Consider the following 25063-nt stretch of genomic DNA (forward strand, 5'->3'; position numbering starts at 1 on the left):
CGGCCGAGGACCAGCGCCGGCAGGTGCGGCGCGGTGGCGGCCTGCGCTCGGGTGCGCGCCGGGACGGCCGGGATCCGCTGACGCTGGGTGCGGCCATCGACCGGTTGAAGACCGAGCGCGGCTGGGAGATGCCGATGGCCGTCGGCGGTGTGATGGGCCGCTGGCCGCAGATCGTCGGCGAGACCAACGCGGAGCACTGCCGGCCCGAGACGTACGACGAGGACGCGCGGGTGCTGTCGGTGCGGTGCGACTCGACGGCATGGGCCACCCAACTGCGCATGCTGGCGCCGCAGCTGGTGCGGCGGTTGAACGAGGACCTGGGGCAGGGCACCGTCAAGCTGATCAAGGTGCTGCCGCCGGGCGGCCCGCCGCGACAGTACGGGTCGCTGCGGGCACCGGGCAGCGTCGGTCCGGGGGACACGTACGGCTGACTGCCGCGGACCGCACCCGGCCGCGCGCCGCACCCCGGCCGCGGACCGGTCTGTGACGCGGGCGCCGGAGGTGGTCGTGGGGGCCTGGTGGGGCCGGTGGGGGAGCGGATGGAGTGAGGTGCTCGGGAGGCGGGAAGTGATCCCGGTCACGGTCACCGAAGGTTGACAGCCGGAAGCGCTGAGCGCCCCTGTGAGCCTCTTGGGGGCCCTGGGTGCATAGAGGGAGTCGGCGGATGCAGGTTCAGGGCGGCACGTGAGGACTCAGGTACCGGCAAAGCCCCATGAGTGTCAGCGCTACCGGTAGACTGGAGAGCATCCGCCGTAAGCGGACCCAGTCGAACGACGCAGCCGCTCCCGCCTGTCGGGAGACGGCTTGTGCTGTGCCAGAAAGGGCGCTTCGTGGCCGATTCCGGCAACCCCATCGAGAACCCCCCGTCCACCGCTGCCGACGGGCCGCCCGTGCCCGCGGACGTGCCGTCGTACGACGCGAGCGCGATCACGGTCCTGGAAGGGCTGGACGCGGTCCGCAAGCGCCCGGGCATGTACATCGGTTCGACCGGTGAGCGCGGCCTGCACCACCTGGTGTACGAGGTGGTCGACAACTCCGTCGACGAGGCCCTGGCGGGGCACGCGGACCACATCGACGTGACCATCCTCGCCGACGGTGGTGTGCGGGTGGTCGACAACGGGCGCGGCATCCCGGTGGGCATCGTGCCGTCGGAGGGCAAGCCGGCGGTCGAGGTGGTGCTCACGGTGCTGCACGCGGGCGGCAAGTTCGGCGGCGGCGGTTACGCCGTGTCGGGCGGTCTGCACGGCGTGGGCGTCTCGGTGGTCAACGCGCTGTCGCAGCGGGTCGACGTGGAGATCAGGACGGAGGGCCACCGCTGGACGCAGAGCTACCGGCGGGGTGTGCCGACGGCGCCGCTGCAGAAGAACGAGGCCACCGAGGAGACGGGGACGACGGTCACCTTCTGGGCCGACGGTGACATCTTCGAGACCACCGAGTACTCGTTCGAGACGCTGTCGCGGCGCTTCCAGGAGATGGCGTTCCTCAACCGGGGGCTGACCATCTCGCTGACGGACGAGCGGCCGGCGGCGAAGCAGACCTCGGGCGCCGACACCGCGGACTCGGCCGACGAGAACCAGGCCCGTACCGTCTCGTACCACTACGAGGGCGGCATCTCGGACTTCGTGCGGCACCTCAACTCCCGCAAGGGCGAGCTGATCCACCCCACGGTGATCGAGATCCAGGCCGAGGACAAGGAGCGGCTGCTCTCCCTCGAACTGTCGATGCAGTGGAACACCCAGTACACCGAGGGTGTCTACAGCTTCGCGAACACGATCCACACCCATGAGGGCGGCACGCACGAGGAGGGCTTCCGGGCGGCGCTGACGGGTCTGGTGAACCGTTACGCGCGGGAGAAGAAGCTGCTGCGGGAGAAGGACGACAACCTCACGGGTGAGGACATCCGCGAGGGCCTGACGGCGATCATCTCGGTGAAGCTCGGTGAGCCGCAGTTCGAGGGCCAGACGAAGACGAAGCTCGGCAACACCGAGGCGAAGACGTTCGTGCAGAGGATCGTGCACGAGCACCTGACGGACTGGCTGGACCGCAACCCCAACGAGGCCGCGGACATCATCCGCAAGGGCATCCAGGCGGCCACCGCCCGGGTCGCCGCCCGCAAGGCGCGCGACCTGACCCGGCGCAAGGGGCTGCTGGAGACGGCGTCGCTCCCGGGCAAGCTGTCGGACTGCCAGTCCAACGACGCGAGCAAGTGCGAGATCTTCATCGTGGAGGGCGACTCGGCCGGTGGCAGCGCCAAGTCGGGCCGCGACCCGCAGTACCAGGCGATCCTGCCGATCCGCGGCAAGATCCTCAACGTGGAGAAGGCCCGGATCGACCGGGTGCTGCAGAACGCCGAGGTGCAGGCGCTGATCTCGGCCTTCGGCACCGGCATCCACGAGGACTTCGACATCTCGAAGCTCCGCTATCACAAGATCATCCTGATGGCGGACGCCGACGTCGACGGTCAGCACATCAACACCCTGCTGCTGACGCTGCTGTTCCGGTTCATGCGCCCGCTGGTCGAGGCCGGTCACGTCTTCCTGTCCCAGCCGCCGCTGTTCAAGATCAAGTGGAGTCGGGACGACCACGAGTACGCGTACTCCGACCGGGAGCGCGACCAGCTGATCCGGCTCGGCCGGGAGCAGGGCAAGCGCATCAAGGACGACTCGGTGCAGCGCTTCAAGGGCCTCGGTGAGATGAACGCCGAGGAACTGCGGACGACCACGATGGACAGCGAGCTGCGGGTGCTGCGCCAGGTCACGATCGACGACGCCGCCGCCGCCGACGACCTGTTCTCGATCCTGATGGGCGAGGACGTGGAGTCGCGCCGCTCGTTCATCCAGCGCAACGCCAAGGACGTCCGCTTCCTCGACATCTGAGTCGGCCCTCCCTCCGCCGCATCTTAGAAAAGGACTTTGAACAGCAATGGCCGACGAGAACCCCCCTGAGATCGCCCCGCTCATGCCTGCGGACGGCATCGCCATGCGCATCGAGCCGGTGACGCTCGAGACCGAGATGCAGCGGTCGTACCTCGACTACGCGATGAGCGTCATCGTCTCGCGTGCGCTGCCGGACGTCCGCGACGGCCTGAAGCCGGTGCACCGGCGGGTGCTGTACGCGATGTACGACGGCGGCTACCGCCCGGAGAAGGGCTTCTACAAGTGCGCCCGCGTCGTCGGTGACGTCATGGGCACCTACCACCCGCACGGCGACTCCTCGATCTACGACGCGCTGGTCCGGCTGGCGCAGCACTGGTCGATGCGCATGCCGCTGGTCGACTCCAACGGCAACTTCGGTTCGCCGGGCAACGACCCGGCCGCCGCCATGCGGTACACCGAGTGCAAGATGACCCAGCTCTCCATGGAGATGCTCCGGGACATCGACGAGGAGACCGTCGACTTCCAGGACAACTACGACGGCCGCAACCAGGAGCCGACGGTCCTGCCGGCGCGCTTCCCGAACCTGCTGGTGAACGGTTCGGCGGGCATCGCGGTCGGCATGGCCACCAACATCCCGCCGCACAACCTGCGGGAGGTCGCGGCGGGTGCCCAGTGGTACCTGGAGCACCCGGAGGCGTCCAACGAGGAGCTGCTGGACGCGCTGCTCGCCCGCATCAAGGGCCCGGACTTCCCCACCGGTGCGCTGGTGGTGGGCCGCAAGGGCATCGAGGAGGCGTACCGCACCGGTCGCGGCGCGATCCCGATGCGCGCGGTGGTGGAGGTGGAGGAGATCCAGGGCCGGCAGTGCCTGGTCGTCACCGAACTCCCCTACCAGGTCAACCCCGACAACCTGGCGCTGAAGATCGCCGACCTGGTCAAGGAGGGCCGCGTCGGCGGCATCGCCGACGTCCGGGACGAGACCAGCTCACGCACCGGCCAGCGGCTCGTCGTCGTCCTCAAGCGGGACGCCGTCGCCAAGGTGGTGCTGAACAACCTCTACAAGCACACCGATCTGCAGACCAACTTCGGCGCGAACATGCTGGCGCTGGTCGACGGGGTGCCGCGCACCCTGTCGCTGGACGCGTTCATCCGCAACTGGGTGACGCACCAGATCGACGTCATCGTGCGCCGCACCACGTTCCGGCTGCGCAAGGCCGAGGAGCGGGCCCACGTGCTCCGCGGCCTGCTCAAGGCGCTGGACGCGATCGACGAGGTCATCGCGCTGATCCGGCGCAGCCAGACGGTCGACGAGGCCCGCGGCGGCCTGATGGGCCTGCTGGAGATCGACGAGATCCAGGCCAACGCGATCCTGGAGATGCAGCTGCGGCGACTGGCCGCGCTGGAACGCCAGAAGATCACCGCCGAGCACGACGAACTCCAGGCGAAGATCCGCGAGTACCAGTCGATCCTGGCGTCCCCGGCCCGGCAGCGGGAGATCATCAGCGAGGAACTCGCCGCGGTCGTCGAGAAGTTCGGCGACGACCGGCGCACCAAGCTGGTCCCCTTCGAGGGCGACATGTCCATGGAGGACCTGATCGCCGAGGAGGACATCGTCGTCACGATCAGCCGTGGCGGCTACGTGAAGCGGACGAAGACCGACGACTACCGGGCGCAGAAGCGCGGCGGCAAGGGGGTGCGGGGCACCAAGCTGAAGGAGGACGACATCGTCGACCACTTCTTCGTCTCCACCACCCACCACTGGCTGCTGTTCTTCACCAACAAGGGCCGGGTGTACCGCGCGAAGGCGTACGAACTGCCCGACGCCGGGCGGGAGGCGCGCGGCCAGCACGTCGCCAACCTGCTGGCGTTCCAGCCCGACGAGCAGATCGCCGAGATCCTCGCCGTGCGGGACTACGAGGCGATGCCCTACCTGGTGCTCGCCACCAAGTCGGGCCTGGTGAAGAAGACGCCGCTGAAGGACTACGACTCGCCGCGTGCCGGCGGTGTCATCGCCATCAACCTGCGGCAGATGGACGACGGCCGCGACGACGAGCTGATCGGCGCGGAGTTGGTGTCCTCCGACGACGACCTGCTGCTCATCAGCAAGAAGGCCCAGTCGATCCGGTTCACCGCCACCGACGAGGCACTGCGCCCGATGGGCCGCGCCACCTCGGGTGTGAAGGGCATGAGTTTCCGCGAGGGGGACGAGCTGCTCTCGATGAACGTGGTCCGTGAGGGTACGTTCGTGTTCACCGCCACCGATGGTGGGTACGCGAAGCGCACCAACGTCAACGAGTACCGGGTGCAGGGCCGTGGCGGGCTCGGCATCAAGGCGGCGAGGATCGTGGAGGACCGCGGTTCGCTCGTCGGTGCGCTCGTCACCGAGGAGACGGACGAGATCCTGGCCATCACGCTCAGCGGTGGTGTGATCCGTACGCGGGTCAACGAGGTGCGCGAGACGGGCCGTGACACCATGGGCGTGCAACTGATCAACCTGGGCAAGCGGGATGCCGTCGTGGGCATCGCGCGCAACGCCGAGGCGGGTCGGGAGGCCGAGGAGGTCGAGGCCGCCGCCGATGACGGGGAGTCCGTTGCGGACGCTCCGAACGGGGACGCGGCGGACGCCGCCGCGGCCACGGACAACGAGGAGTAAGTCGTGAGCGGGACCACGGGCGACGAGGAGACGGGCGCCGCCCGTGGTCCGTCCGCCGACGGCGAGGGCCACCAGGGCGATTCCCAGCGCAGGGGAACAACAATGACCAGTGCTCAACCCCATCAGCAGCAGTCGAAACGGCAGTCGCGGAAGAAGCAGGGCCAGCAGGCCGACGCTGCCGAGCGACAGCAGCCGCACCAGACCCAGCAGCCGCACCAACCGGCACCCGGCCAGCAGCAGGGCCAGCCGCACCACCCGCCGCAGGCCTACGCGGCACCGGCCGGACCGCCGCCGCCGGCAGCCGGCGCGGGACCGGACGTCGACGCGGTGCGCCGGCCGCGCACCGGGGCCAGCACCGTGCCCCGGACCCGCAAGGCACGTCTGCGGGTCGCCAAGGCCGACCCGTGGTCGGTGATGAAGGTCAGCTTCCTGCTGTCCATCGCGCTCGGCATCTGCACGATCGTCGCGGTGGCCGTGCTGTGGATGGTGATGGACGCCATGGGCGTCTTCTCGACCATCGGCAAGACGGTCAGCGATGCCACCGAGTCCGCCGACGGCGGCGGGTTCGAGCTGGAGACCTTCCTGTCGCTGCCGCGCGTGCTGCTGTTCACCTCGGTCGTCGCGGTGATCGACGTGATCCTGGCGACGGCACTCGCGACGCTCGGTGCCTTCATCTACAACCTGTCGGCGGGCTTCGTCGGCGGCGTCGAGGTCACCCTGGCCGAGGACGAGTAAGCGCCGGTCGCGGCCCCGGGGAACCGATTTTGGACCGGGCTCGATGTGCGCTAATCTTTCCGTGCAGCGCGGGGCTATAGCTCAGACGGTTAGAGCGCTTCCCTGATAAGGAAGAGGCCACAGGTTCAAGTCCTGTTAGCCCCACCAGCACGGACGCCCCGGACCGATCAAGGTCCGGGGCGTTTTGCGTGACTAACTGAGTGACTATCGATCGGAACCGGTGCGGAAGATCCGGTCCATCGCCGTGGCTCCCGTCTGGATCACCGGCCGGATCTGCTTCCGGTAGACCAGCTCCGTGACGCTCGTCCCCGAGTGGCCCACGAGCCGCGAGATCTCTTCGAGCGGGACACCGCTGTCGGAGAGCAGCGACACGAAGCTGTGCCGTAGCTCGCGCGGCGTCCACATCGCAGCGTCGATGCCCTCAGCCGACTTGATGGCGCGGCGGAAGTCCCGCCGGACATGGGACGGGTCGAGGGGCGTCCCGACGCTGGACGAGAACACCAGGCCGTGTTCCTTCCACGCGTTGCCGGCCGTTCGCTTCTCGGCGGCCTGCTGCGTGCGGTGGCTCCGAAGCGCGTCGATGCAGCGCCCGGGCAGCGCGAGGGTGCGCCGCGACTTGCGCGTCTTGGTGTCGCCCCCGCTGCGGACCGACCGCCATACGGCGATGTGCGGCGGAACCGGTGGTGACGCTTTCGGCTTCCCGAGGAGATCCACGTGGTCCCAGGTGAGTGCCCGCAGTTCCTCCGTACGCGCCCCGGTGAGCAGCGACACCACGATGTACGCCCACATCCGCGAGCCCTCGGCGGCCGACAGAACGCTTTCGGCTTGCGCGAGGCTGAGGGACTTGGACGGCCTCCCCTCCACGCCGGCCGGGACCGAGCACAGCTCGACGACGTTCCGCTTCACCTTGTCCCGCGCCATCGCCCGGCGAACCGAACGATTCAGGATGGAGTGCAGCTTCATGAGTGTGCTCCGGCTCAGGGTTTTGCCCTTGACCGCCAGCCACCGGTCAACGTGCTCGGCACTCAACTCCCGCAGCTTCTTGCCGCCAAGCGGCGGAATGACGTGCGTCCGACTCAACCCCGTGCAGTTCGTCAGCGTCTCGTCGGAGCGCCCCGCCAGACCGTGCGCCAACCAGTCCTCCACGGCATCCCGCACCGTGTAGTCGGACGGGGCGATGGCAAGCCCGTCCTCGTGGTCGCGCAGCACCTCTTTCAGCTTGGCTTTGGCCTCGGTCTTGGTCTTGCCACTGCCTCGCTTGGTGATCCGCTTCCCGTTGCCGTCGTAGCCCAGGCTCGCCGTGGCGATCCAGCGCTGACGGCGTTCGTCCCAGTGGATCCCGCCGTCTCCTCGGCTGCGGCGCTTGGTCACTAGCACTCTCCTGCCTCGCGCTCCAGCAGCGCGATGTACTCGTTGATGGCGGATGCGGGGATGCGCCGAGAGGCGCCCTCCTTGACGGTGCGCAGTCGCTTCGTGCGGATCAGCTCGTAGACGACGCTGCGGCTCAGGCTCAGCAGCGCGGCAGCCTCCGTGACGCGGTACAGCACGGGGGCGGTGAGGCCCGGTTCAGGAATGAGGATGCTCACGGGATCTCCCAGTCGATGAGCAAGCGGGGGCAGTGGGCGCCCCTCCTTATGGGTTGCCGGGAGAGCCACAGGGGCTCTCCGTTCGTGTCCGCAGACGGGGCGGTAAGGGCGGTAAGGGTGATAAGCCGTCTGAGCTGGGCTTACGCCGGGGCGGTAAGGGGTGCGGTAACTGGGGCGGTAAGTCAGGGGCGCTGGCCGGGGGGACTTACCGCCCCTCTTTCCGCACCCCTTACCGCCCCCGTGTTTCCGCTGGTCAGCGGGCTTATCGACCTTTTCGCCCTTACCGCCCTCAGCCCGCGTAGCGGATGACGGTGGTGGGGCGGCCACGTGTGGGGCGCTGAGTGCGGACGTAGCCGGGCTGGTCGAGCAGTTCGGCGGTGATCCGGTCCCGTTCGGCACGGGTGGTGTTCTTGAACAGCCGCCGCACCTGGTCGGTGCTGAGGCCGTCCGGCCCAGCAGCGCGCACGGCGTCGGAGAGCTTGTTCACCTTCGGATTTCCGGTGACGTGACCGAGCAGGTGCACGGCGGACGCGCGGGCGTAGTCGAGCAGGTGCCAGGCGGCCCGCATGTGGGCTTCGGTGATGGTGTCGGTGTGGTCGCACAGGGCGTAGACCATGGCGACGCGCTGCACGTAGGGAGCGGCACGAGCCGTGAACTGGGCGATGACACCGCCCGCGGAATCGTCACTGAGCGCGGGATACACCACGTCGCAGTAGAGGGCCCAGGCTTCGGGGCTGAACTTCACCGTGTCGACCCGGGCGGCGTCGTCCAGCACGGTGCGCCAGCTCCCTGCGAGATTGCTGATCAGCTCCGGGCTGGCGCCGCGCGACCCCGGCAGGATCAGGTTCCGGTGGCAGAAGATCGGCAGGAACCTGTTGTAGGTGCCGCCGGCCATTTCCGAGTCCTGCATCTTGGCCCGGAACTCCTCGGGCGTGATGTGACCGAGGATCGCAATGTGCGGGTCGGTGGCCTTGAGCGAGTCACGGACCATCGAGCCGAGCGAGTCGCCGTCCCACGCCTGCCGGAGCACGCCCGGCAGGCTGCTGCCTTCTCGGCGGCCCCGGCTCATCGTGACTGCGTACTCGGACTCCAGCACCCACAGACGCTTGTCGGCGCTGGCCGGGTCGGCGTCGTCGCTGTCGTCGTCCTTGACGTACTCGATCAGCCCTTCGCCTGAGTTGAGGCCGCGCGGGGTGTGCTCGGGCCCGAAGAACCCGGGCAGGGCTTCCGCCAGTACCCGCCGTGCGGTGGACGTGGCAGAACCCTTCCGGCCGGTCGAGGTGGGGCCGATGGTCAGGGCCCAGATCAGGCAGGGGTGCCGGTCGTTGCCCACCATGACGTGCGGGCGGCGGCCGATGACGGCACCGGCCGCCGAGAGCAGGTTCACTAGCACCGCCACGGGGTCCGCCTCGGTGGTGCCGTCCAGCTCACGGACTGTCTCGCCGACCCAGCCGGAGAACACGTCCGGGTGCGGCGTCGGTCCGGGCCGGTGCGGTCGCCGGATGCCGTTCTGCGGGTCGTAGAGCGGGTTGGGCGGGTCGTCCGGGTGTTCGTCCGTCTCAGGTTCGCTGGCACGGTCCTGAGCCGTGAGGGTGGCCACTTCAGCGAGAATCGCGGCGCGCACTTGGTTGGCATCGGCGTCGGGTGCGGATGCCGCTTGCACGATGCGGCTGCCGGTCTCGATCAGGCGTCGGCGTTCGGCCTTGTCCCGCACGATCTCGGCGTAGTACTCGGCATGGCTGGCGCTGGGCACTGCGTTGACCAGCGAGTGCAGGTAGCCGGGGCCACCGACTCGGTTCAGGTCGCCGCTCTGTTCCAGGTGGCGGGTCAGGGTGATCGGGTCGACGGCCTGACCGTCGTCGTGCAGCTGCTGAATCGCCCGGTGGATCGTCTCGTGAGCGGGCCGGTAGTGGTCGGCCGGGTCCATGGTGGCAGCCACGTCGGTGATGGCCGTCTCGGACAGCAGCATGGCGCCGAGCACGGACATTTCCGCGTCCAGATCCTGCGGCGGCGCGTTGCGGCTGGCTTCGCCCGGACCGTGCAGCGGCAGCACCGTGCCGTCCTGCCGGTCTGCGGGGTTTGCTGTCATCCTGGAGGTCTCCTGTTCTGTGATGAACGGGCAGGGAGACCGGAGCGGCGGGCGTTCCTTGGCCGGGTGACCGCCGCTCCGGGCATAGCTAGGCGGTGTCGAGGGTGGGTTGGTGCCAGGGCGGCAGGTCGCTCAGGACTCGGGCGCGCCAGGCGAGCGCGTAGGGCTGGCAGTTCGCGCAGTTCTTGTGGGAGTGGCCGGGAAGGGCGGGTTTGCGACGAGCGTCGTAGGACCAGGCCAGGGAGTCCGCTGATCTCAGCGACGAGCCACAAGCGCGGAGGCCCAGGGTCTTGAAGCCGAAGCCATGAAGGTTGAGCCGGTGAGTGGCGAGCGTGGTGACGATCGCTGCGGCTTCACTGGTGCCTTGGCGGCGACAGACGGAACCGAGACCAACGATCGGTTCACGGCTCAGGTCGTATCCGGCGTGTTCGTAGAGTTCCAAGCAGCGCAGGTAGTCAGCCAGGGACCACCCCTGGAGCACGGGGATGATCGGGAGATCGGGTGCGGATGCACGCAGCTCCCGGAAGTTGTCCACGGTGCGGCGCTGGTGATCAGCGACAGTGAGTCCGGTCTGTGCGGTAATCCACGGTTCGCACATCCAATCCATGGGCGCGGCCCACTCCAGCCGTCCTATCTCGTCGCGGAATCGGCGTACGGCTGCCACGTAGGCGGCTGGTGTGGTGCGCCAGGTCCCGTGCAGCGACAGTTCGGTGAAGCCACCGGAGTCCAAAGCCCACGGTGCAGCTGCACGGGGCAGGGTGCGCCGAGCAGCTAGACGCCGGTGGGAGAGGAACAGCGGAATGCCAGCGCTGGAAAGCCATCCGGTTTGGTGAGTGCCCAGGAAGAACCTCACGCGGCCCCCTCTCCGGTGGCATCGCTGCCGAGAGCGGCCAGCGTGCGGCCGAGCGTCGACAGGCGGTGTTCGATGGCCTGCCAGGACTGGGGGTCGATGGAGGCGAGCGCGTAGGCGGCTGCGGCCTTGTCGCCGTGGCGCAGGGCGGCCAGCGCGTCGCGCAGCTCTCCGGCGGCCATCAGGCTGATGTGGTCGGGCACGGGTGTGCTCCTCACAGGTCGGGGATAGCGGTGATGACGGCGGCGGTGAAGTCGTTGATGGGCCCGGCCGCTCCGGTGGCGGCCAGGAAGTAGCCGAAGCCGACGGCGATGAAGGCGGAACCGGCGCTGAGGCTGCGGGACTTGAGCAGCATCGCGAGGAGTGCTCCGAAGAGGAGTGCGAGGGAGATGGTCACGGCCATGGCAGGGGTGTCCTTTCGTGGGGTCAGCGGGTGCCGTCGCGGTGGAGTCGGGCGGCGACGTTGTAGAGGTGGCGGCCGAAGCGGATGCGTTTGCGGTCGCCCCGGCAGCGGCGGCAGATGCGGCCGGGCCGGGTGCGTCCGCGTCGGTCGGTGGTGAGCCGGTAGCCGAAGCCCCGGCAGCGGCGGCAGTCGCCGAACGGCGAGACCGCACACAGAAATCCGTAACCGAGGGTGACGGTGGTCAGGCAGGCGATAGCGAGGAGCACGGGGGTCACGGGGTGCCTCCACGGGCCGGTTTGAAGGGTTTCCGCAGGTGGGCCGCTAGCCGATAGCGGCCTGATCAGGTGGGGTGCGGGCCGCTATCGGGGCCGCTAGCGTTAGCGGGTGTGGGCGCTAGCGTTAGCGGCCCCGGCGGGTCAGCTCGCGTCCCGCTTGTCGTCACGCTCCGCAATGACGGCGGTGAGGTGGGCGCGGGTGACGCCACGCTGGTTGACGGTCTTGCCGTTGATGCGGCGGCCGACCTGCCCGGTCTTGATCCCGTAGGGCTTCAGGGCGGCGGTGAGGTGGGCCGTCTTCTCCTCGCCGTCCATCCGGGCCCAGTCGCCGTACTTCTCCGGCCGCAGCTCGGCGAGCCGGTCGACGACCGTTTCGTTCCAGACCTTCGTCTCACTGGCGGGGATCACCGCGAGGATGTCCGTCAGCAGCGTGTCCACCGGCTTGGCGGCCTTGGCGGCTGCCGGGTCGGGCAGGGTGCCGGCCACCGCCCGCGCGGTGCGGGCACGCTCGCACAGCGTCGCGGCGGCGGCGTTGTCGATGTAGTACGACCGCACGATCTGTGCGTTGGGACCGGCGCCCACCAGGTAGCCGATGCCCAGGTCATCGGCGGTGAACGAGGTGGCGCGGATGCCGTTCTTGTACATCGACGTGCCCAGCACCATGTCGTTCTCCGGCTGTCCCATCACCTGGAGACAGAACCGGATGCCGACGTTCGCGGAGATCGCTTTGGGCAGGGAGTCGGCGTCGGGGCGCTGCGTGCCCAGCAGCAGGATCACCCCGAGCGCCCGGCCGCGCTTGATGATGGCCGTCGCCAGCTCGGCGGCCTTCTTGCCGTGGCGTTCGTGGGTGAAGACCTCCTGGCACTCGTCGATGGTCATCACCAGCGGGTGCAGCCCAAGGGACCTCTTGGCCGCCAGGGCGGGCGTGACCTTGTTCTCCGGGCAGATGTCCTTGGGCAGCCCGTTGATGACCCGCGCCCGCCGGTCCAACTCGCCGTACACGTAGGTCAGCGCGTCCAGGCACCCTTCCACCGTGGCGTCGTCACCGGGCCCGGACCCGTAGCTGTGGGAGATCGGCTCGAAGGAGGAGAAGTCTCCGGTGCCCTTGAACTCCCAGGTGTGCAGCTCGGCGGTGGGGTCCATGGCGGCGGCCAGCAGCAGGATGCGCAGCGCGAACGTCTTGCCCCGCCCCGGCATCGCACCTACCAGGAAGTTGGCGTACATCAGGTCGAATCCGACCGCCCTACCGCGCGGGTCGGTGCCGTACGGCACGGGCTTGAACAGCGACGTCGCCCCCGACTTCAGCAGCGGCCAGGCGGGCTGCGGCGCCTTGGCCATGTCCTGATCCCCCACCCACAGCATCAGCCGCCCGGTGTGCTCGCCCGGCACCGGCTCGGGCCACACGCAGCCCAGCGGCTTGCGCAGCCCCGACGCCAGCCGCTCGCGCCGGTCCAGGACGTCGGAGACCGTCACGCCGTACGGCAGGTCGAGGTCGGCGCGCCAGCCCTTGCCGTCGCGCTGGATCGGCGCCTTGAACTCCACCCCGTCCTTACCCCGGCTGGCCTGCTTGTTGATCTCGGCAATGCCCAGTGCCGCGAACGCCCGCACCACGATCTGCGACGTCAGCCGCGACACCTGCGGCAGCTCCACCGCCCGGGTCACGATCGGGGCGTCCGCCTCACGGCCGGCGAAGCCCAGCGCCAGCACCAGCGCGCTCACCGAAACCGCCTGAAGCCACCCGGGGGCGAGCACGTACAGGGCCAGACTCGCACCGACCCCGATCAGCGACGCCAGCACCATGGCTAGGGTCCGCAGCCGCACCCGGCCATCGCGCTGCCGCGACAACTTCAGGTACTCCACCGCGTCTTCCCGCCGCACCGCCGCCAGCCGGACCGGCTCGCCCTCCCGGTCAGCCAGCCACCGCAGCGTGCCGCCCACGAACCGGGCCGCGCCACGCGGCGCGTGCACCGCCAGACGCCCGGCGTACACCGGCACCCGCAGCGAGTGGTAGGCCGTCAGGTGGCCGTAGTGACCGGCCACCCACGCGGCAGCCGTCTTCAGCTCACCGACCGACCGCAGCCACGCCGGGACCACCGGACGCCGCTTCGCGGCCGTCACCCGCTCCATGAAGCCGGGACCGACCGGCGCCGGGCCGTCGACCATCACCGGCCCCGACCCGTCGGCCGACCCACCGACCGCCGAGTCGGCCCGCCCGGACGTACCGGAGTCGGGGGCGGAGTCGGCCGACGAGTCGCCCGACTCGGCACGGGCGTCGCGCGCCTTGTCGAGGTCGACCACGTCGGCCCCGAAGTCGGCCGCCAAGTCGGCTTCGAGCCGGGCGAACAGTTCACGTTCCTTGTCGTTGCCATCTGCGTGATTCACTGAGATTCCTTCCCAGAGTGGAGGGGATACGGGGCCCGGCCGCTGTCTTTGGTCGGATGTGACCGGGCCCCGGTGTCTACAGGTCGAACAGCTCGCCCTGACCGGGGTCAGGGACACTCCGTGCGGCTCGGGCCGCGTTGCGCCTGGTGGCGTCCAGGCAGTTGCCGCACCACGCCCGCAGCGCGTTGGCCGGCAGTTCGGCGGCCGACGGCATCGGGGTGGTCGGGTCGCTCGGGGCGGCCACCAGACGTACGGGGCCGTGCCGCTTGCTCAGGTACTTGCCGTGCTCAGCGGGGCAGCGGCCATCGCCCTTGGCGTGCTCACTGCCGCACGTCCCGGTGCACTCGCACCGTCCGCCCGCAGCGTCGACCACCGCTCGCCACAGGCGAGCACCGACGATCGGTCCACCGCTTCTCATGCCGCCACCGCCCCGGCGTCGTCCCGGTCGAACCGGGACCGCTCGGCGCGCTCGGCGCGAAGCGTGTCCCGCAGCAGCCGGGCGTTCTTCTGGGAGGTGCGGACCGCCGAACGGATGGCGTCGGCCGTCAACCGCTCATCAGCCCACTCGGACGTGGCGCGCCGTGCCTCATGCAGCAGTTCCTCGGTCGAGCGCACCCCCTTGCGCGTCGGCTTCGTCGACCGTCGCGGCCGGGGCTTGGCCGTGGTGACCGGACGCGGCTCCGGCTTGGCGTCGGGCTGCGGCTCCGGGCCCCGCTCCTCCAGCAGGGCGCTGGTGGGCGTGAGTTCGCCGAGCTTGAGCAGCACGCGTGCGCGGTGCGGAGTCTTGGAGCGCCAGCGACGGCCGTGCTGCTGCCGCAGGTCCGCTCGGTCGAGCTGGCGTTGCCGCTCGCGGGCCAACGCGTCGCTGTAGGAGGTGATCTCCCACAGCGTCATGCGGCGCCACAGGGCGAACGTCGACAGGGGAGCCAGCAGCCACCGAGAACGGCGGATCTTCTCCATGCGGCGGCCGGTCACGGCACCGATGCGTGAGGCGTAGACGTGAGCTGCGATCTCAGAGAGCACCACCCACAGCAGCGGCATCGCGGCGTGCGCGACCTTCGCCGAGAGCGAGTGACCAGCGGCGATGTTCAGCCAGCAGGTGACTGCCGTGAGGGCCCAGGGCACGAACCGCACCCAGCCCAGCGGCATGTTCATCCGGATGAGCAGCAGGTTGGCAGCGGTGAACACCGGGATGGCGATGTCGATGCCGACCGGCAGCATCCACGGGGAGCCGAAGCCCCACCGGGCGGCTGCGGCGGACACCGAGTCGAACGACGACGCCAGGCCCAGGGCCCCGACGCCGACCGCCGCCATGCCCACCACGACCAGCAGCGCTCGTTCCGGCCGGGACAGCACCGGCACACCGGTCGCCACCGTGCCGGGCGCGGGTGCGGGTGCGGGTACGGGCTTGGTGAGGTTGACGGTCATGACCGCTCACCCCCGGCGGGGCTGCTGCCGTTGCGGCCGTCGCGACGACCGTTGACCGTCGGCATGAGCGGCGCCGCTCCCGAAGCCAGACAGGTGCCGCCGCCGCTCTGCTTGGCCGCGTACATGGCCTCATCCGCGCGCCGCAACGCCGCCGAGAGGTCCGTCACCAGCAGCTCAGCCACCGGCAACGCGCCGACCGACGCACCCAGCGGGAGCGTGCGCCCCTCGAAGGTGACCGGTGCGCACAGGGCCCGGTGCAGCGCGAGCAGTGCGTTGGGGAGATGGCCGGGCATGGGCACGGTGGCGGCGAACTCGTCCCCGCCCAACCGGGCCGCGCAGCCGCGCAGGGTGTCGCTCCAGGTGGCCAGCCGCTCGCCCGCAGCCCGAAGCGCGGCGTCTCCGGCGGCGTGACCGAAGGTGTCGTTCACGGCCTTGAAGCCGTCCAGGTCGACGACGACCACCGCACATGCCCGCTGCTCAAGCAGCCGAGCGGCGCGGCCCTCGAACTCGGCCCGCGTCGGCAGACCAGTCAGGGGGTCATGGCGGGCACGCTCAAGCCGACGGCGCAGACAGACCGAGTGCACCGACCACCCGGCAGCCACCGGCGCCACGGCCGCAGCCGCAGAGAGAAGCGCGCTCATGCCGCCACCCCCCGACCGGCAGGGCGCCGCTTCGCCGCGCTCCGCAGCAGCGGAACGGTGCGGGCGAGCGCTTCGGCGTAGAGCGCGTCCCAGCCGGACACCTCGTCGGCGTCCGCCTGGTGCCGAAGGTCGGCCAGTACCTCTCGGGCGACGTCCAGCCGAGCGGCGCGCTCGGCGCGCGTCTCCCCCGGGACTCCGAGGAACAGTTCACGATCAATGCCGAGAGCAAGCTCGGCGAACTCGAAGGCGTCCAAAGCCTCTTGACCAGCTACGAAGGTGCGCATTGCCACTCCTGTTGTCAGGCGTGCAGGGCAGAGAGAAGCGGCCGGCGTTCCTTGGCCGGGAGACGACCGCTCATGCATCAGCTTGCACTAGTGCGCACTAGCTCGCAACCCCTGTGGCAGAGCGCATCAGGGCGCGCTGGTCGATACGCTCGGGGCATGAGCCTTGCCGCGAACGACCCCAGACCGAAGCCGGTGCAGGTAGCTGACGCCCTCAGGAGGGACATCACCGAGGGGACGTACCGGGACGGCCGCTTGCCGCCGACCCGGGAGCTTGCCCGGGTGTTCGGCGTTGCCGGCCAGACGGTGCGGGACGGGTTGAGCATCCTCGTGAACGAGGGGCTGATCTTTTCTGCGGGCAACCGCGGATACTTCGTGACCGCTGCCTCAGCAGCGCCGGGACCTAAGCAGGACACAACCGAAGAGATCAAGGAAATCCGCTCCCAGATTCAGGCATTGACACAGCGCGTGGCCGCCCTGGAAGGACGGGCCACGTCGGACGGTGCGTGATCTGGGGAACACTGTGGAGTAGGGAAGCGCTGACAATAAGTGACAGGAAGGGGGTCAGTGATGATGGGACAGGGACACCCCGAATGTCCCCCCGTTGTCCTCTTGCGCGTCCCCCCTGTGGGAGGACCAGACTCGCTGTAGGCAAGGGAGGGCACATGACCGACGACAGGCCGACATGGGCACGCCGCCTCGTGGCTGAACGCCAGGCACGGGACTGGTCCCAGCTCGACGCCGTACGAGCCCTACGGGCCCACGCTCCGACAGAGCTGCCCGGTGAAGAATCCCTGGTGCGGCAGTGGAAGCGCTGGGAAGCAGGTTCGACGCCGGGGGACTTCTACCGGCCGATCATCGCTGCCACCTTCGGCACGGTCACCAACGCCCTGTTTCCCGCGCCCGGCCGGCGCGACGGCAACGCCGAAATCGTGTCGACCAGCGGCATGGAAACCTTTGAGATCGTCAGCCGCCTGAAGCGGTCCGACGTCGACGCCGCCACGCTGGACGCCCTGCGCATCACGGCCGACCGCCTGGCGTCCGAATACCCCTTCATGCCGAGCGAACAGCTCCTCGTCGAAGGTCGCCAGTGGCTCCGGCGCGTGGTCGATCTCCACACCAAGAGCCTCACCCTCGCCCAGCACCGCGAAGTTCTCGCGCTCTCGGGCTGGCTCGCGCTACTGGTCGGCTGCGTCGAGTACGACATGGGCAACCGGCACGGCGCGGAGTCCACACGGCAAGCCGCCCTCTCGCTGGCCAACGAGACCGATCACGGTGAGATCGCCGGTTGGGCCCACGAGATGCGCGCATGGTTCGCCCTGACGACCGGCGACTATCGCGGCGTCATCGCCGCCGCCCAGGCCGGGACCGAACGCGCGGCGAACCATGGCGTCGCTGTACAGCTCGCTGCCCAGGAAGCCAAAGCGTGGGCCCGCATCGGCGACCGCCGGCAAGTCGAAGTCGCCCTTGACCGGGGTCGGCGCCTACTCGAAGGAATGCCCCAGCCGGAGAACCTGGACAACCACTTCGTGGTGGACCCGGCAAAGTTCGACTTCTACGCCATGGACTGCTACCGCCTGGTGGGGGAAGACAAGCTGGCCAGCAACCTTGCCGAGCAAGTTCTGCGCGAAGGGACCGACTTCGACGGGACGGAACGCTCACCGATGCGGAATGCTGAAGCCCGGGTGACTCTCGGAGTGACAGCTGCGCGGGATGGCGACCTAGAACAAGCCCTGCTCCATGGCAGCCGTGCGCTAGAAGGGGATCGACAATCCGTTCCTTCTCTGCTCATGACCAGCCGAGAGTTGGCTGCTGTTTTGCGTGAAAGATATGAAAATGAAGCTAGCGCGCAAGAATACCGAAATCGTCTGCAAGCTCTCGGGAAGGAAAAACCAGGAGGATTCTTCAGCTAGAGTTCTGGTCACCTTCACTCGAGAATAGCTCGATCTGATTCTCACTTACGCGGTCAGGAAGGCGACGAGCAGTATAGTCATCGATAGAACCCACCGTCTGGATGACTGTAGCGTTATAGAGCCAGCTAAGATTCCCTTCCTTCTCAAGAATTCCGCTCACTTGAAGAGCTAGATTCTCCTCGTGAGCCCTAATGGCCTCGTGGTAGTCCTCATCGTCTGCCAGCCTCACTCGAACTTTCTTCGGCGACCCTGGCATCAGCGACTCCACTCCGAAAACGCCAGGGCTGTCGAAGTTCTTCTTCGCCAAAAGATGTACTCGACCGACAACAGTAACGGTTTGAGTCGTTTGATCCTCTGCTAGGCGAATGGCCGCTTGCCCAAGGGCCCCCACATCACTTCCACTGAATTCGAAACGGGAGGCTAGAGGCTCAACGAGCGGTTCGCTGGTATCCCACTCGACAGTAATATCCGATCCCTCTGAATGTGCAGCGAGCCCGATTAGCGCGCTAGTCATCTCATAAGAGATCCCGCGAGACACGCCGTCTTCAAAGCCAGCCAGCGAGCCACTGGCCCTGTAGTGATCAAGCGCTTCTACAGTGGCTTCAACCGCCTGGATCACAGCCTTGCTAACAGCGCGAACCTGAGCAGCACCGACCTCAGGGAAGCTGTTTGTGGTTCCGGCTCCTCCAGTTAGCGATACAGCACCATTAGGGGGTGCATATGCTGTCACGACATAGCTTCCCGGCGCCGTTTGACCCATGAGAACTTGATCGAGGTATCGACCAGCAAATCGACCGTTTCTGTTCACAAAATGGCGCCCGGGGCTGATGTATGACTTCGCTCCAGCCAAAAGCGTCCGGCGAGCAGACTCGATTAGCTCTTCGCCGTGCCGCCATTGAATCAAGCCGCTCGGCGCGCTCGATTCCTTTCGGAACTTAAACTCATCAGACGCATGGACTGCAAGGCGTGGATAGATGGAGCGCGTCCATAGGTCACGATCCTGGGCGAGTTGCAGCATCGCTGCGCGCAACATCTCCTGGTACTCGGGAGCACTCTCATCCAGCGGAATAATCAAGCTGGACTCCCCCAGAACGCTTGCACGGCCACTTGGGGGCTTGAGTCTGCCGTAAATTCCCCTGCGCCCTCCGACTGAGTCCCAGCCAGCTTCCTTGAGCAACTCAATCAAGCGCCTAGGATCGACACGCGCGGGGATCGTTACGCCCGAGGCTTCACTCATGAAGCGATTCACCCCTATCGATCCTGTCGAGAATCAGCGTCAAAGCATCGGCATCAAAGGTATTTTTGGTTGGGATCTTAACCGTTGGCTTTTGAACCCCGGGCGCGGCGTACACGCCTTCCAGATAAGCCCAATAGCAACACTTTCTGGTGATAAGACCCTCATGTCCGACCTCCGTCCACCTCCGTTGTTGCGGCGGTAGCGCCATAACAATGAGAATGGCCTTCTGGTTCTTTCGCGGCTTGACCATGTGATCGAAATACTGGCGCTTCGAGAACTGGTAGCTGAAGAACTCTCTAGACGGGGCCGGTTCAACGAGCGTAGTGCTCTTGAGTTGGGCGAAAACCATCGCCTCTTCTTCAAGAGCCGTCAGCGGCGGACGGATAAACTGCACGTCAGCAGACCACAGATCTCGGCTCACGCGTTCGACCGTGCAGCCAGCGGTAGCGGCAACGCTCGTCACGTAGCCCTCTTGCAGCTGCTCCATCATGTTCGTGAAGGTCGATGGGTCGACGGCTTCGATACGCCGCTTGCGCGGCTCACTGAAGCCCCCCGCGTCAACCAAGCCCGCCATAGGCAAATGCCCCCACTGTCGCCCGCTCAGGCCAGAATCGACCCCAGGCTAGGGCACGGAGGGGCTCGCTGGTGAGAACCTGCGAAAGTTGCCATGAGTCGAACAGTAGGGCGAGCCGCTGACAGTGCCTAGTACGCCAACGCTGACGGCAACAGCGGCGGACAGCCACGACCACGAGACAGCATGCAAGGACACTTCCAACAGGAATAACTACGCTCAGTCGCGGCCTGAGTGACCAACTGAGTGACAACCGGGACGTGTACGTCTGGACGTGTGCGGATGTGGGCGGACACCAGGCCTTTGTGTGAACAGCGGTAGCTGCCGGAGCCAGGTGGGCCCGGCTTGGCTGATAAGGAAGAGGCCACAGGTTCAAGTCCTGTTAGCCCCACCAGCACGAAAGACCCCCGGACGATCACGTCCGGGGGTCTTTGGCATCCATGGCCGACATCAGCCGAGCAGCCGACCACCCTCCGGCAGGACGGCCGGCCGGGTGCCTGACCGGGTGCCTGACTGAGGCGCGCGCAGCGCCTGGCGCACCTGTTCGGCGGTGACCGTCACGGCGAGCGCCTGGACCAGTTCCGCGGTAGCCACCCAACGGTGGCCGAGCGCGTCCCGGTGCGCGGCATCGTGCCCGGCCGGCTCCGCGCACGGCAGCCGTGACGCGACCAGCGGCGGCGTCTGCAACTCGGCCGGGCGCACCGCGCCGCAGGACGGCTCCGTTCCCCTCACCACCCCACCTCCCGTGCGTGCGTCGGAGGTGGTTCGACGTCGGCCTGCGGCGGCGGCTCGACCGGTCGGGGCCGAGGCGGGACCAGCACGTAGGGGCGGACCATCGCCACCGCGTCCCCGTCCAGCGGTTCCGAGTCCCGTGGCCTCCGCCGCGCCCGCCGCGCCTGGCCGGTCACCGTGACAGCCCCGTCATGACGGCCCGGTACGGGCGGGTGATGTGCTCCCGGTAGGTGTGGTGGGACGGGTTCCGCCCGGCGTGCGCGAGCGTCCACCGCTGCCCGTCCCCTGCGTCCACCCGCGCCTGCGACCGTGCCCCGCACACGGCGCACTCCATCGCGTAGGTGATCGCCTCCGCGTCGGGCTCCCGGTCGGGCGCCACCGCCCACCGTTCGAAGCGGATGACGCCGCGCGTCACTGGGCGACCGCCCGGCCGGCGCAGTCGGGGCGGTCGCACATCCAGCCGTCGGCGGTTGGCCGACCAGACCGGGTGAGGTTTCCGCAGCGCGCACACTTGCGCAGGGCGCGCGCGGGTGGAGGGACAAGGGGTGGGCTGGGCATGAGTGCTCCCCGGTTCGGTGGGCTTCTTGTCACCGACAGTAGGAGACTCAGGGCTACGAAAGGGACACAGAAAGTAGCCCCTACACGGCTCCCACTCGCATCCCGAGCTCCACCAGTTCGCTTCGGCGCTGCGTCCGGATCATCGTCCGCACCGTTTCCCGCACGCCTGCATGCATCCGCGTCGCCGTCGGCGCGATCTGCTCCGCGGTCAGAAAGGCCGACAGAGCCTCCGCTCGCTGCCCGTTGTACCAATGGCCACGGCCCACATCGATCCAGTGGTGCGACCGCCGTTCCGCCGCGTACTCTCGCGGCAGCCCCTGTGACACGCGCTCCGCCGCACGCACCGCTTCCCGGCCGCGCCCCATCTCCACCGGCAGCGAGACAGACCAGATCGCCGTGTTCGTCGGCCCGAACTGCAACTGGAAGTCGTTGCGGTCTTCTCCCAGTTGGTCCGCCGTCTCCTTTGCCCGGCTGAGGTGGAGTTCCGCCGCCGCTCGATCCGTGGCCCGTGCCGCGTTCAGCGCTGCTTTCAGATGGAACGCCCCCACGAGGGAGAGAGCCTCCGGACGCTGAGGTCGCCCGAGCGCGGACAGAGCTCCGTCGATGATGTCGGCCGCGTCGTCATGTTCCCCGATCGCCAGGAACTCCCCAGCCTCGTACCAGCGCGCGGCGGTCAGCCGAAGCGGGTCCTCGGAGCGCTCCGCCGCCCACACCACTCGCTCGGTGGCCAGCGTGGCGTCCGAGCTGTGCCCGAGCTTGTGCAGATACTGCATGGCGCACTCGTAGCCGGAGGCCAGAAGGCCGTAGGCGATCAGCCGCCCCTTCCCGGAGCTGACTTCGGTGGCCACTTGGAGATCCCGCAGCAGGGCCGGTAGTCCGCTCCCGGTACCGGCGAGCGCCGCACTCTGTCGCATGGCGTTCGCGTCGGCGACTCGCCGGGTCAACTCGGCAAGGTCTACGGCGGCCACTTCCGCGTCGGACGGCCTCGTGGGGCGACCGTTCCGGAGCAACGCGCGGCGAACGGCTGCGATCGAGGCTGCCGCGTCCTGGCCATCAGCATCGGAGGGCGTGAACGGTTGGCCCGTGATCTCGGTCGGGTGGCAGTCGAGTGCGTGGGCGAAGGCGAGGATGACCGATCCCCGGTCCACGCTGCGGCGGCCCTGTTCCATGGCCTTGATCGCGGACAGCGAGTAGCCGGTCTCACGGGCGAGTCGTTCCTGTGTCCAGCGGCGGCGCTTGCGCAGTGCGGCGAGGCGCTCGCCGTTGCTTTCGGTGTGCTGGGAAAAGTCAGTGCGGTTCGGCATACCGGTGTCTCCCGTCATGACCTAGGACACTCACGACGGTACCCCCGGCGTCATTGGGGAGGACAGCGAAGCGCCTCCAGATCGCCTGCAACCAGGGGGTGTTGTCCGTGCCCGGGCTTCTCGCGGATCCGCCGCCCCCGGACTGTCCGGCCCGTCACCGCGACACCCGCAGCCGGAATTGACCGGGCTCGCCGAGCGGTGTGGACTCCGGGCATGACCCGTCCCGTCCTGTACCTGATCGCCACGGCCGCCGGGCCCACCCAGTACGTCGACGCCGGAGTGCGCGCCGCACAGGCCGCCGGCTGGGACACCTGCCTCATCCTCTCGCCCACCGCCGCAACCTGGTGGAACGGCCGGCTGGGCGATCTGGAGGAGCTGACCGGGCGCCCGGTCCGCTCCCGGTACACCCTGCCCGGGGAGTCGGGCGGCCTGCCGAAGGCGGACGCCATGCTGGTAGCGCCGCTGACCACGACGAGCGCCTGCCGGTGGGCTGCGGGCATCACCGACACGGTGGCGCTCGGCATCCCGGCGGAAGCGGTGCACATGGGTGTGCCGGTAGTCGCGGCGCCGTTCTGGTCCACCGCTCTCGGCGCACAACCGGCGGTCAGGCAGGCGGTGGAAGTCCTCCAAGAGCAGGGGGTGAGGGTGGTTTTCGGTCCCGGGGAGCCACATCCGCCGAAACAGGGGGATGCGGCCGGCTTCGCGTGGGGGCATGCACTCGCCGCCGTGCAGCGGCGCGTGTAGCCCGGCGGGTTGCCACCGGGCGCGGTGCCGGAGGGGCGCCGTGACCGCCCGACTGCGGGGTCGGGTGGCCCGGGGCGGCAGCACCGCCCGCAGACGTCGCCGTCGTACGTCACGGCAGCGTCCGCCTCAACGCTGCCCGGCCGGGCCTCGTCGGGGTGCGCGATCACCCGGTTCCGCGCAGGCTGTACTCATGGCTGCACCGATCGTCGTGCACCCGCTGACGGCCGATGGCGGTCGACGGGTGACGACCCCCGACGGACAGGTCCTGGGACTCGCCCACGGGCCCGACGACCTGCGGGAGTTCCTGCGCCGGGCCGGGCTGGACCTCGACGACGCCGCGCTGGACGACCCCGGGCTGATCGACTGGCGCGGGGGCGGGCCGGACGCATGGGGCGAGCGGGACGCGTGAGGTGAGGGGCCGGACGGGTGATCCGACTGGGCGCCCCGCACTGAGCCGCCGCACTGGGCGCCCCGCACTGAGCCGCCGCACTGAGCCGCCGGACGGGGCCCGGTGCGGTGGTGAGGCCGTCGGACGGAACTCTGTGCCGGTCCGGACCACCGACGTTCCGGTCACCTTGCGGCGCCGGTCGGTTGGGTATCATCGGCCGCCAGAAGGTCCACCGTCGTTGAAGGACGAGGTAACGCCGTGAAGAAGCTCCTCCTGGTCGCGCTGGCCGCCGTCGGCGGGCTCCTCGTGTACCGCCAGATCCAGGCGGACCGTGCCGAGCAGGACCTGTGGACGGAGGCCACCGACTCCGTGCCCGCAGGTCCCAGCGTCTGAGGACCCGCAGACCGGTCGTACCGTGCAGGCCCCGGCTTCGGCCGGGGCCTGCGCGCGTTCCGGGGCCGGTGGCCCCGGCGATCCGGTGGCCCGGCGGCTGGGTGGCCCGCTCGTCCGACAGCCCTGCCGCGGGGGCGGGCCGTCCGCGAGGGGACAGGCCTGGCGTGAGGCGGTGTTGCAGTACCGTGACGCCCCCGCCCTTGATGTGTGCAGCAGCAAACTCTTACGGTGCTGACCGACGGTGGGTCTCGCAGGACGCGGGTACGGGGGGTCGCATGGCCGGCAGGTGTGTTCGAGGAGTGGTGCTTCTCGTCGCGACGGCGTTGGGGGTCCAAGTGGCCCTGGGCGGGCCCGCGGCGGCGGCCCGGAGCGCCCCCGACGCCGTTGCTGATGGCAACGGGAGCCTGCTGATGGTGCTGGACTCGTCCGGCTCCATGGCCGAGGACGACGGCTCGGGCGGCACACGGATCGCCTCTGCCCGCAAGGCGGTTGGTGCGGTGGTGGACGCGCTGCCCGACGGTTATCCGACCGGCCTGCGGCTCTACGGATCGCAGCGTTCGAGTGGTTGCACCGACACCCGGCTGGCGCGCCCTGTCGCCGCGTTGGACCGGGACGGGCTGAAGCGTGCCGTCGCGGAGGTGCGCCCCAAGGGCGACACACCCACCGGACTGGCGCTGCGCAAGGCCGCCGCGGACCTGCCCGAGGCGTCCGGCGGCGGTGTCGCCCGCCGCACGATCCTGCTGGTATCCGACGGCGAGACCAACTGCGCCGACGTCGACCCCTGCGAGGTCGCCGCGGAGATCACCGAGGACGGGGTGGACCTGCGCATCGACACGGTCGGCTTCCAGGTCGGCGGCGCGGCCCGCAAGGAGCTGGAGTGCATCGCCGAGGCCGGGCACGGTTCGTACTACGACGCGCCCGACGCGGCGGCGCTCGCCCGGCAGTTGCAGCGCGCCGGTGAGCTGTCCGCGGGCGGCTACCGGCTCAGCGGCGACCGGGTGACCGGCGGCAGCTCCAGGCCGGC

The 25063-nt window shown here is 68.9% G+C and carries 27 protein-coding genes and 1 tRNA gene; 11 read left to right on the plus strand and 17 right to left on the minus strand.

Translation table 11 applies throughout. The features are described from left to right. From ACYVE9_RS02485 to ACYVE9_RS02505, 5 genes are all read left to right on the plus strand, one after another. Nucleotides 1-431: DciA family protein (locus ACYVE9_RS02485; protein ID WP_461026020.1), on the plus strand; the 431-nt coding region annotated here is incomplete at its 5' end. Between the two features lie 375 nt (nt 432-806). Beyond that, nucleotides 807-2876: a DNA topoisomerase (ATP-hydrolyzing) subunit B gene (gyrB, locus tag ACYVE9_RS02490; RefSeq protein ID WP_461026021.1), complete on the plus strand. Its 2070-nt coding sequence runs from the start codon at nt 807-809 to the stop codon at nt 2874-2876. A 46-nt stretch (nt 2877-2922) separates the two neighbouring features. Further along, nucleotides 2923-5529 (plus strand): DNA gyrase subunit A, encoded by a 2607-nt coding sequence (gene gyrA, locus ACYVE9_RS02495; protein ID WP_461026022.1) that lies wholly within the window; start codon nt 2923-2925, stop codon nt 5527-5529. 3 nt (nt 5530-5532) lie between these two features. Continuing rightward, entirely contained in the window at nt 5533-6264 is a 732-nt protein-coding gene (locus ACYVE9_RS02500) for a DUF3566 domain-containing protein (RefSeq protein ID WP_461026023.1), read from the plus strand. A gap of 70 nt (nt 6265-6334) precedes the next feature. Further along, a tRNA-Ile gene (locus ACYVE9_RS02505) sits at nt 6335-6411 on the plus strand. 57 nt (nt 6412-6468) lie between these two features. Here the strand turns inward: ACYVE9_RS02505 and ACYVE9_RS02510 are convergent. The 12 genes from ACYVE9_RS02510 to ACYVE9_RS02565 form a co-directional block, all read right to left on the minus strand. Beyond that, the gene (locus tag ACYVE9_RS02510; protein ID WP_461026024.1) at nt 6469-7635 is read right to left on the minus strand and encodes a tyrosine-type recombinase/integrase; all 1167 of its coding nucleotides are present in this window, start codon (nt 7633-7635) and stop codon (nt 6469-6471) included. Next, nucleotides 7635-7850 carry a helix-turn-helix domain-containing protein gene (locus ACYVE9_RS02515; protein ID WP_461026025.1) on the minus strand — a complete coding sequence of 72 codons (216 nt, stop codon included), beginning with the start codon at nt 7848-7850 and terminating at the stop codon, nt 7635-7637. The genes ACYVE9_RS02510 and ACYVE9_RS02515 overlap by 1 nt, the downstream gene beginning before the upstream one ends. Nucleotides 7851-8139: 289 nt before the next feature. Then, the gene (locus ACYVE9_RS02520; protein ID WP_461026026.1) at nt 8140-9939 is read right to left on the minus strand and encodes a DnaB-like helicase N-terminal domain-containing protein; all 1800 of its coding nucleotides are present in this window, start codon (nt 9937-9939) and stop codon (nt 8140-8142) included. 88 nt (nt 9940-10027) lie between these two features. Continuing rightward, a complete protein-coding gene (locus tag ACYVE9_RS02525; RefSeq protein ID WP_461026027.1) occupies nt 10028-10792 on the minus strand; it encodes a deazapurine DNA modification protein DpdA family protein in 765 nt (254 codons plus the stop codon). Next, entirely contained in the window at nt 10789-10992 is a 204-nt protein-coding gene (locus ACYVE9_RS02530; RefSeq protein ID WP_461026028.1) for a hypothetical protein, read from the minus strand. The genes ACYVE9_RS02525 and ACYVE9_RS02530 overlap by 4 nt, the downstream gene beginning before the upstream one ends. 11 nt (nt 10993-11003) lie before the next feature. Beyond that, nucleotides 11004-11192 carry a hypothetical protein gene (locus ACYVE9_RS02535; RefSeq protein WP_461026029.1) on the minus strand — a complete coding sequence of 63 codons (189 nt, stop codon included), beginning with the start codon at nt 11190-11192 and terminating at the stop codon, nt 11004-11006. A gap of 23 nt (nt 11193-11215) precedes the next feature. After that, nucleotides 11216-11467: a hypothetical protein gene (locus tag ACYVE9_RS02540; protein WP_461026030.1), complete on the minus strand. Its 252-nt coding sequence runs from the start codon at nt 11465-11467 to the stop codon at nt 11216-11218. A 141-nt stretch (nt 11468-11608) separates the two neighbouring features. Then, the gene (locus ACYVE9_RS02545; RefSeq protein ID WP_461026031.1) at nt 11609-13849 is read right to left on the minus strand and encodes a cell division protein FtsK; all 2241 of its coding nucleotides are present in this window, start codon (nt 13847-13849) and stop codon (nt 11609-11611) included. A 76-nt stretch (nt 13850-13925) separates the two neighbouring features. After that, nucleotides 13926-14267: a hypothetical protein gene (locus tag ACYVE9_RS02550; protein WP_461026032.1), complete on the minus strand. Its 342-nt coding sequence runs from the start codon at nt 14265-14267 to the stop codon at nt 13926-13928. Next, nucleotides 14264-15277 (minus strand): DUF2637 domain-containing protein, encoded by a 1014-nt coding sequence (locus tag ACYVE9_RS02555; protein WP_461026033.1) that lies wholly within the window; start codon nt 15275-15277, stop codon nt 14264-14266. Before ACYVE9_RS02555 ends, ACYVE9_RS02550 begins: the two co-directional genes overlap by 4 nt. Continuing rightward, a complete protein-coding gene (locus tag ACYVE9_RS02560) occupies nt 15274-15918 on the minus strand; it encodes a GGDEF domain-containing protein (RefSeq protein ID WP_461026034.1) in 645 nt (214 codons plus the stop codon). The genes ACYVE9_RS02555 and ACYVE9_RS02560 overlap by 4 nt, the downstream gene beginning before the upstream one ends. Further along, nucleotides 15915-16202 (minus strand): hypothetical protein, encoded by a 288-nt coding sequence (locus tag ACYVE9_RS02565; RefSeq protein WP_461026035.1) that lies wholly within the window; start codon nt 16200-16202, stop codon nt 15915-15917. Before ACYVE9_RS02565 ends, ACYVE9_RS02560 begins: the two co-directional genes overlap by 4 nt. Nucleotides 16203-16358: 156 nt before the next feature. On the opposite strand from ACYVE9_RS02565, the gene ACYVE9_RS02570 reads away from it, so the two are divergent. Both ACYVE9_RS02570 and ACYVE9_RS02575 read left to right on the plus strand, forming a co-directional pair. Then, nucleotides 16359-16709, plus strand: coding sequence for a winged helix-turn-helix domain-containing protein (locus ACYVE9_RS02570; protein ID WP_461026036.1), 351 nt, complete (start codon nt 16359-16361; stop codon nt 16707-16709). Between the two features lie 155 nt (nt 16710-16864). Next, a complete protein-coding gene (locus tag ACYVE9_RS02575) occupies nt 16865-18112 on the plus strand; it encodes an XRE family transcriptional regulator (RefSeq protein ID WP_461026037.1) in 1248 nt (415 codons plus the stop codon). On the opposite strand, the gene ACYVE9_RS02580 is transcribed toward ACYVE9_RS02575, so the two are convergent. The 5 genes from ACYVE9_RS02580 to ACYVE9_RS02600 form a co-directional block, all read right to left on the minus strand. After that, complete coding sequence (locus ACYVE9_RS02580) at nt 18105-19187, minus strand: hypothetical protein (RefSeq protein WP_461026038.1); 1083 nt, start codon at nt 19185-19187, stop codon at nt 18105-18107. The two genes, ACYVE9_RS02575 and ACYVE9_RS02580, sit on opposite strands and share 8 nt — an antisense overlap. A 154-nt stretch (nt 19188-19341) precedes the next feature. Continuing rightward, nucleotides 19342-19923, minus strand: a complete 582-nt coding sequence (locus ACYVE9_RS02585; RefSeq protein ID WP_461026039.1) for a DUF4365 domain-containing protein — start codon at nt 19921-19923, stop codon at nt 19342-19344. A gap of 447 nt (nt 19924-20370) precedes the next feature. Beyond that, nucleotides 20371-20652 carry a hypothetical protein gene (locus ACYVE9_RS02590; protein WP_461026040.1) on the minus strand — a complete coding sequence of 94 codons (282 nt, stop codon included), beginning with the start codon at nt 20650-20652 and terminating at the stop codon, nt 20371-20373. 172 nt (nt 20653-20824) lie between these two features. Then, entirely contained in the window at nt 20825-21067 is a 243-nt protein-coding gene (locus ACYVE9_RS02595) for a DUF7848 domain-containing protein (protein ID WP_461026041.1), read from the minus strand. Between the two features lie 223 nt (nt 21068-21290). After that, nucleotides 21291-22514: a helix-turn-helix domain-containing protein gene (locus ACYVE9_RS02600; RefSeq protein WP_461026042.1), complete on the minus strand. Its 1224-nt coding sequence runs from the start codon at nt 22512-22514 to the stop codon at nt 21291-21293. Nucleotides 22515-22727: 213 nt separating this feature from the next. Between ACYVE9_RS02600 and ACYVE9_RS02605 the strand changes: the two genes are divergently transcribed. The 4 genes from ACYVE9_RS02605 to ACYVE9_RS02620 all read left to right on the plus strand — a co-directional run. Then, nucleotides 22728-23258 (plus strand): flavoprotein, encoded by a 531-nt coding sequence (locus ACYVE9_RS02605; RefSeq protein ID WP_461026043.1) that lies wholly within the window; start codon nt 22728-22730, stop codon nt 23256-23258. Nucleotides 23259-23448: 190 nt separating this feature from the next. Continuing rightward, nucleotides 23449-23667: a hypothetical protein gene (locus tag ACYVE9_RS02610; protein ID WP_461026044.1), complete on the plus strand. Its 219-nt coding sequence runs from the start codon at nt 23449-23451 to the stop codon at nt 23665-23667. Between the two features lie 237 nt (nt 23668-23904). Further along, nucleotides 23905-24039 carry a DLW-39 family protein gene (locus tag ACYVE9_RS02615; protein WP_461026045.1) on the plus strand — a complete coding sequence of 45 codons (135 nt, stop codon included), beginning with the start codon at nt 23905-23907 and terminating at the stop codon, nt 24037-24039. 275 nt (nt 24040-24314) lie between these two features. Further along, the coding region (locus ACYVE9_RS02620; protein WP_461026046.1) for a vWA domain-containing protein at nt 24315-25063 on the plus strand (749 nt) is incomplete at its 3' end.

Source organism: Streptomyces sparsus, assembly GCF_054776295.1.

What these genes read in the sequence shown, in the direction of transcription:
- gyrA (WP_461026022.1), top strand. Translation starts at nt 2,923, where the DNA reads ATGGCCGACGAGAACCCCCCTGAGATCGCCCCGCTCATGCCTGCGGAC.
- ACYVE9_RS02520 (WP_461026026.1), bottom strand. Translation starts at nt 9,939, where the DNA reads ATGACAGCAAACCCCGCAGACCGGCAGGACGGCACGGTGCTGCCGCTG.
- ACYVE9_RS02535 (WP_461026029.1), bottom strand. Translation starts at nt 11,192, where the DNA reads ATGGCCGTGACCATCTCCCTCGCACTCCTCTTCGGAGCACTCCTCGCG.
- ACYVE9_RS02550 (WP_461026032.1), bottom strand. Translation starts at nt 14,267, where the DNA reads ATGAGAAGCGGTGGACCGATCGTCGGTGCTCGCCTGTGGCGAGCGGTG.
- ACYVE9_RS02555 (WP_461026033.1), bottom strand. Translation starts at nt 15,277, where the DNA reads ATGACCGTCAACCTCACCAAGCCCGTACCCGCACCCGCACCCGCGCCC.
- ACYVE9_RS02560 (WP_461026034.1), bottom strand. Translation starts at nt 15,918, where the DNA reads ATGAGCGCGCTTCTCTCTGCGGCTGCGGCCGTGGCGCCGGTGGCTGCC.
- ACYVE9_RS02565 (WP_461026035.1), bottom strand. Translation starts at nt 16,202, where the DNA reads ATGCGCACCTTCGTAGCTGGTCAAGAGGCTTTGGACGCCTTCGAGTTC.
- ACYVE9_RS02570 (WP_461026036.1), top strand. Translation starts at nt 16,359, where the DNA reads ATGAGCCTTGCCGCGAACGACCCCAGACCGAAGCCGGTGCAGGTAGCT.
- ACYVE9_RS02575 (WP_461026037.1), top strand. Translation starts at nt 16,865, where the DNA reads ATGACCGACGACAGGCCGACATGGGCACGCCGCCTCGTGGCTGAACGC.
- ACYVE9_RS02585 (WP_461026039.1), bottom strand. Translation starts at nt 19,923, where the DNA reads ATGGCGGGCTTGGTTGACGCGGGGGGCTTCAGTGAGCCGCGCAAGCGG.
- ACYVE9_RS02600 (WP_461026042.1), bottom strand. Translation starts at nt 22,514, where the DNA reads ATGCCGAACCGCACTGACTTTTCCCAGCACACCGAAAGCAACGGCGAG.
- ACYVE9_RS02605 (WP_461026043.1), top strand. Translation starts at nt 22,728, where the DNA reads ATGACCCGTCCCGTCCTGTACCTGATCGCCACGGCCGCCGGGCCCACC.
- ACYVE9_RS02610 (WP_461026044.1), top strand. Translation starts at nt 23,449, where the DNA reads ATGGCTGCACCGATCGTCGTGCACCCGCTGACGGCCGATGGCGGTCGA.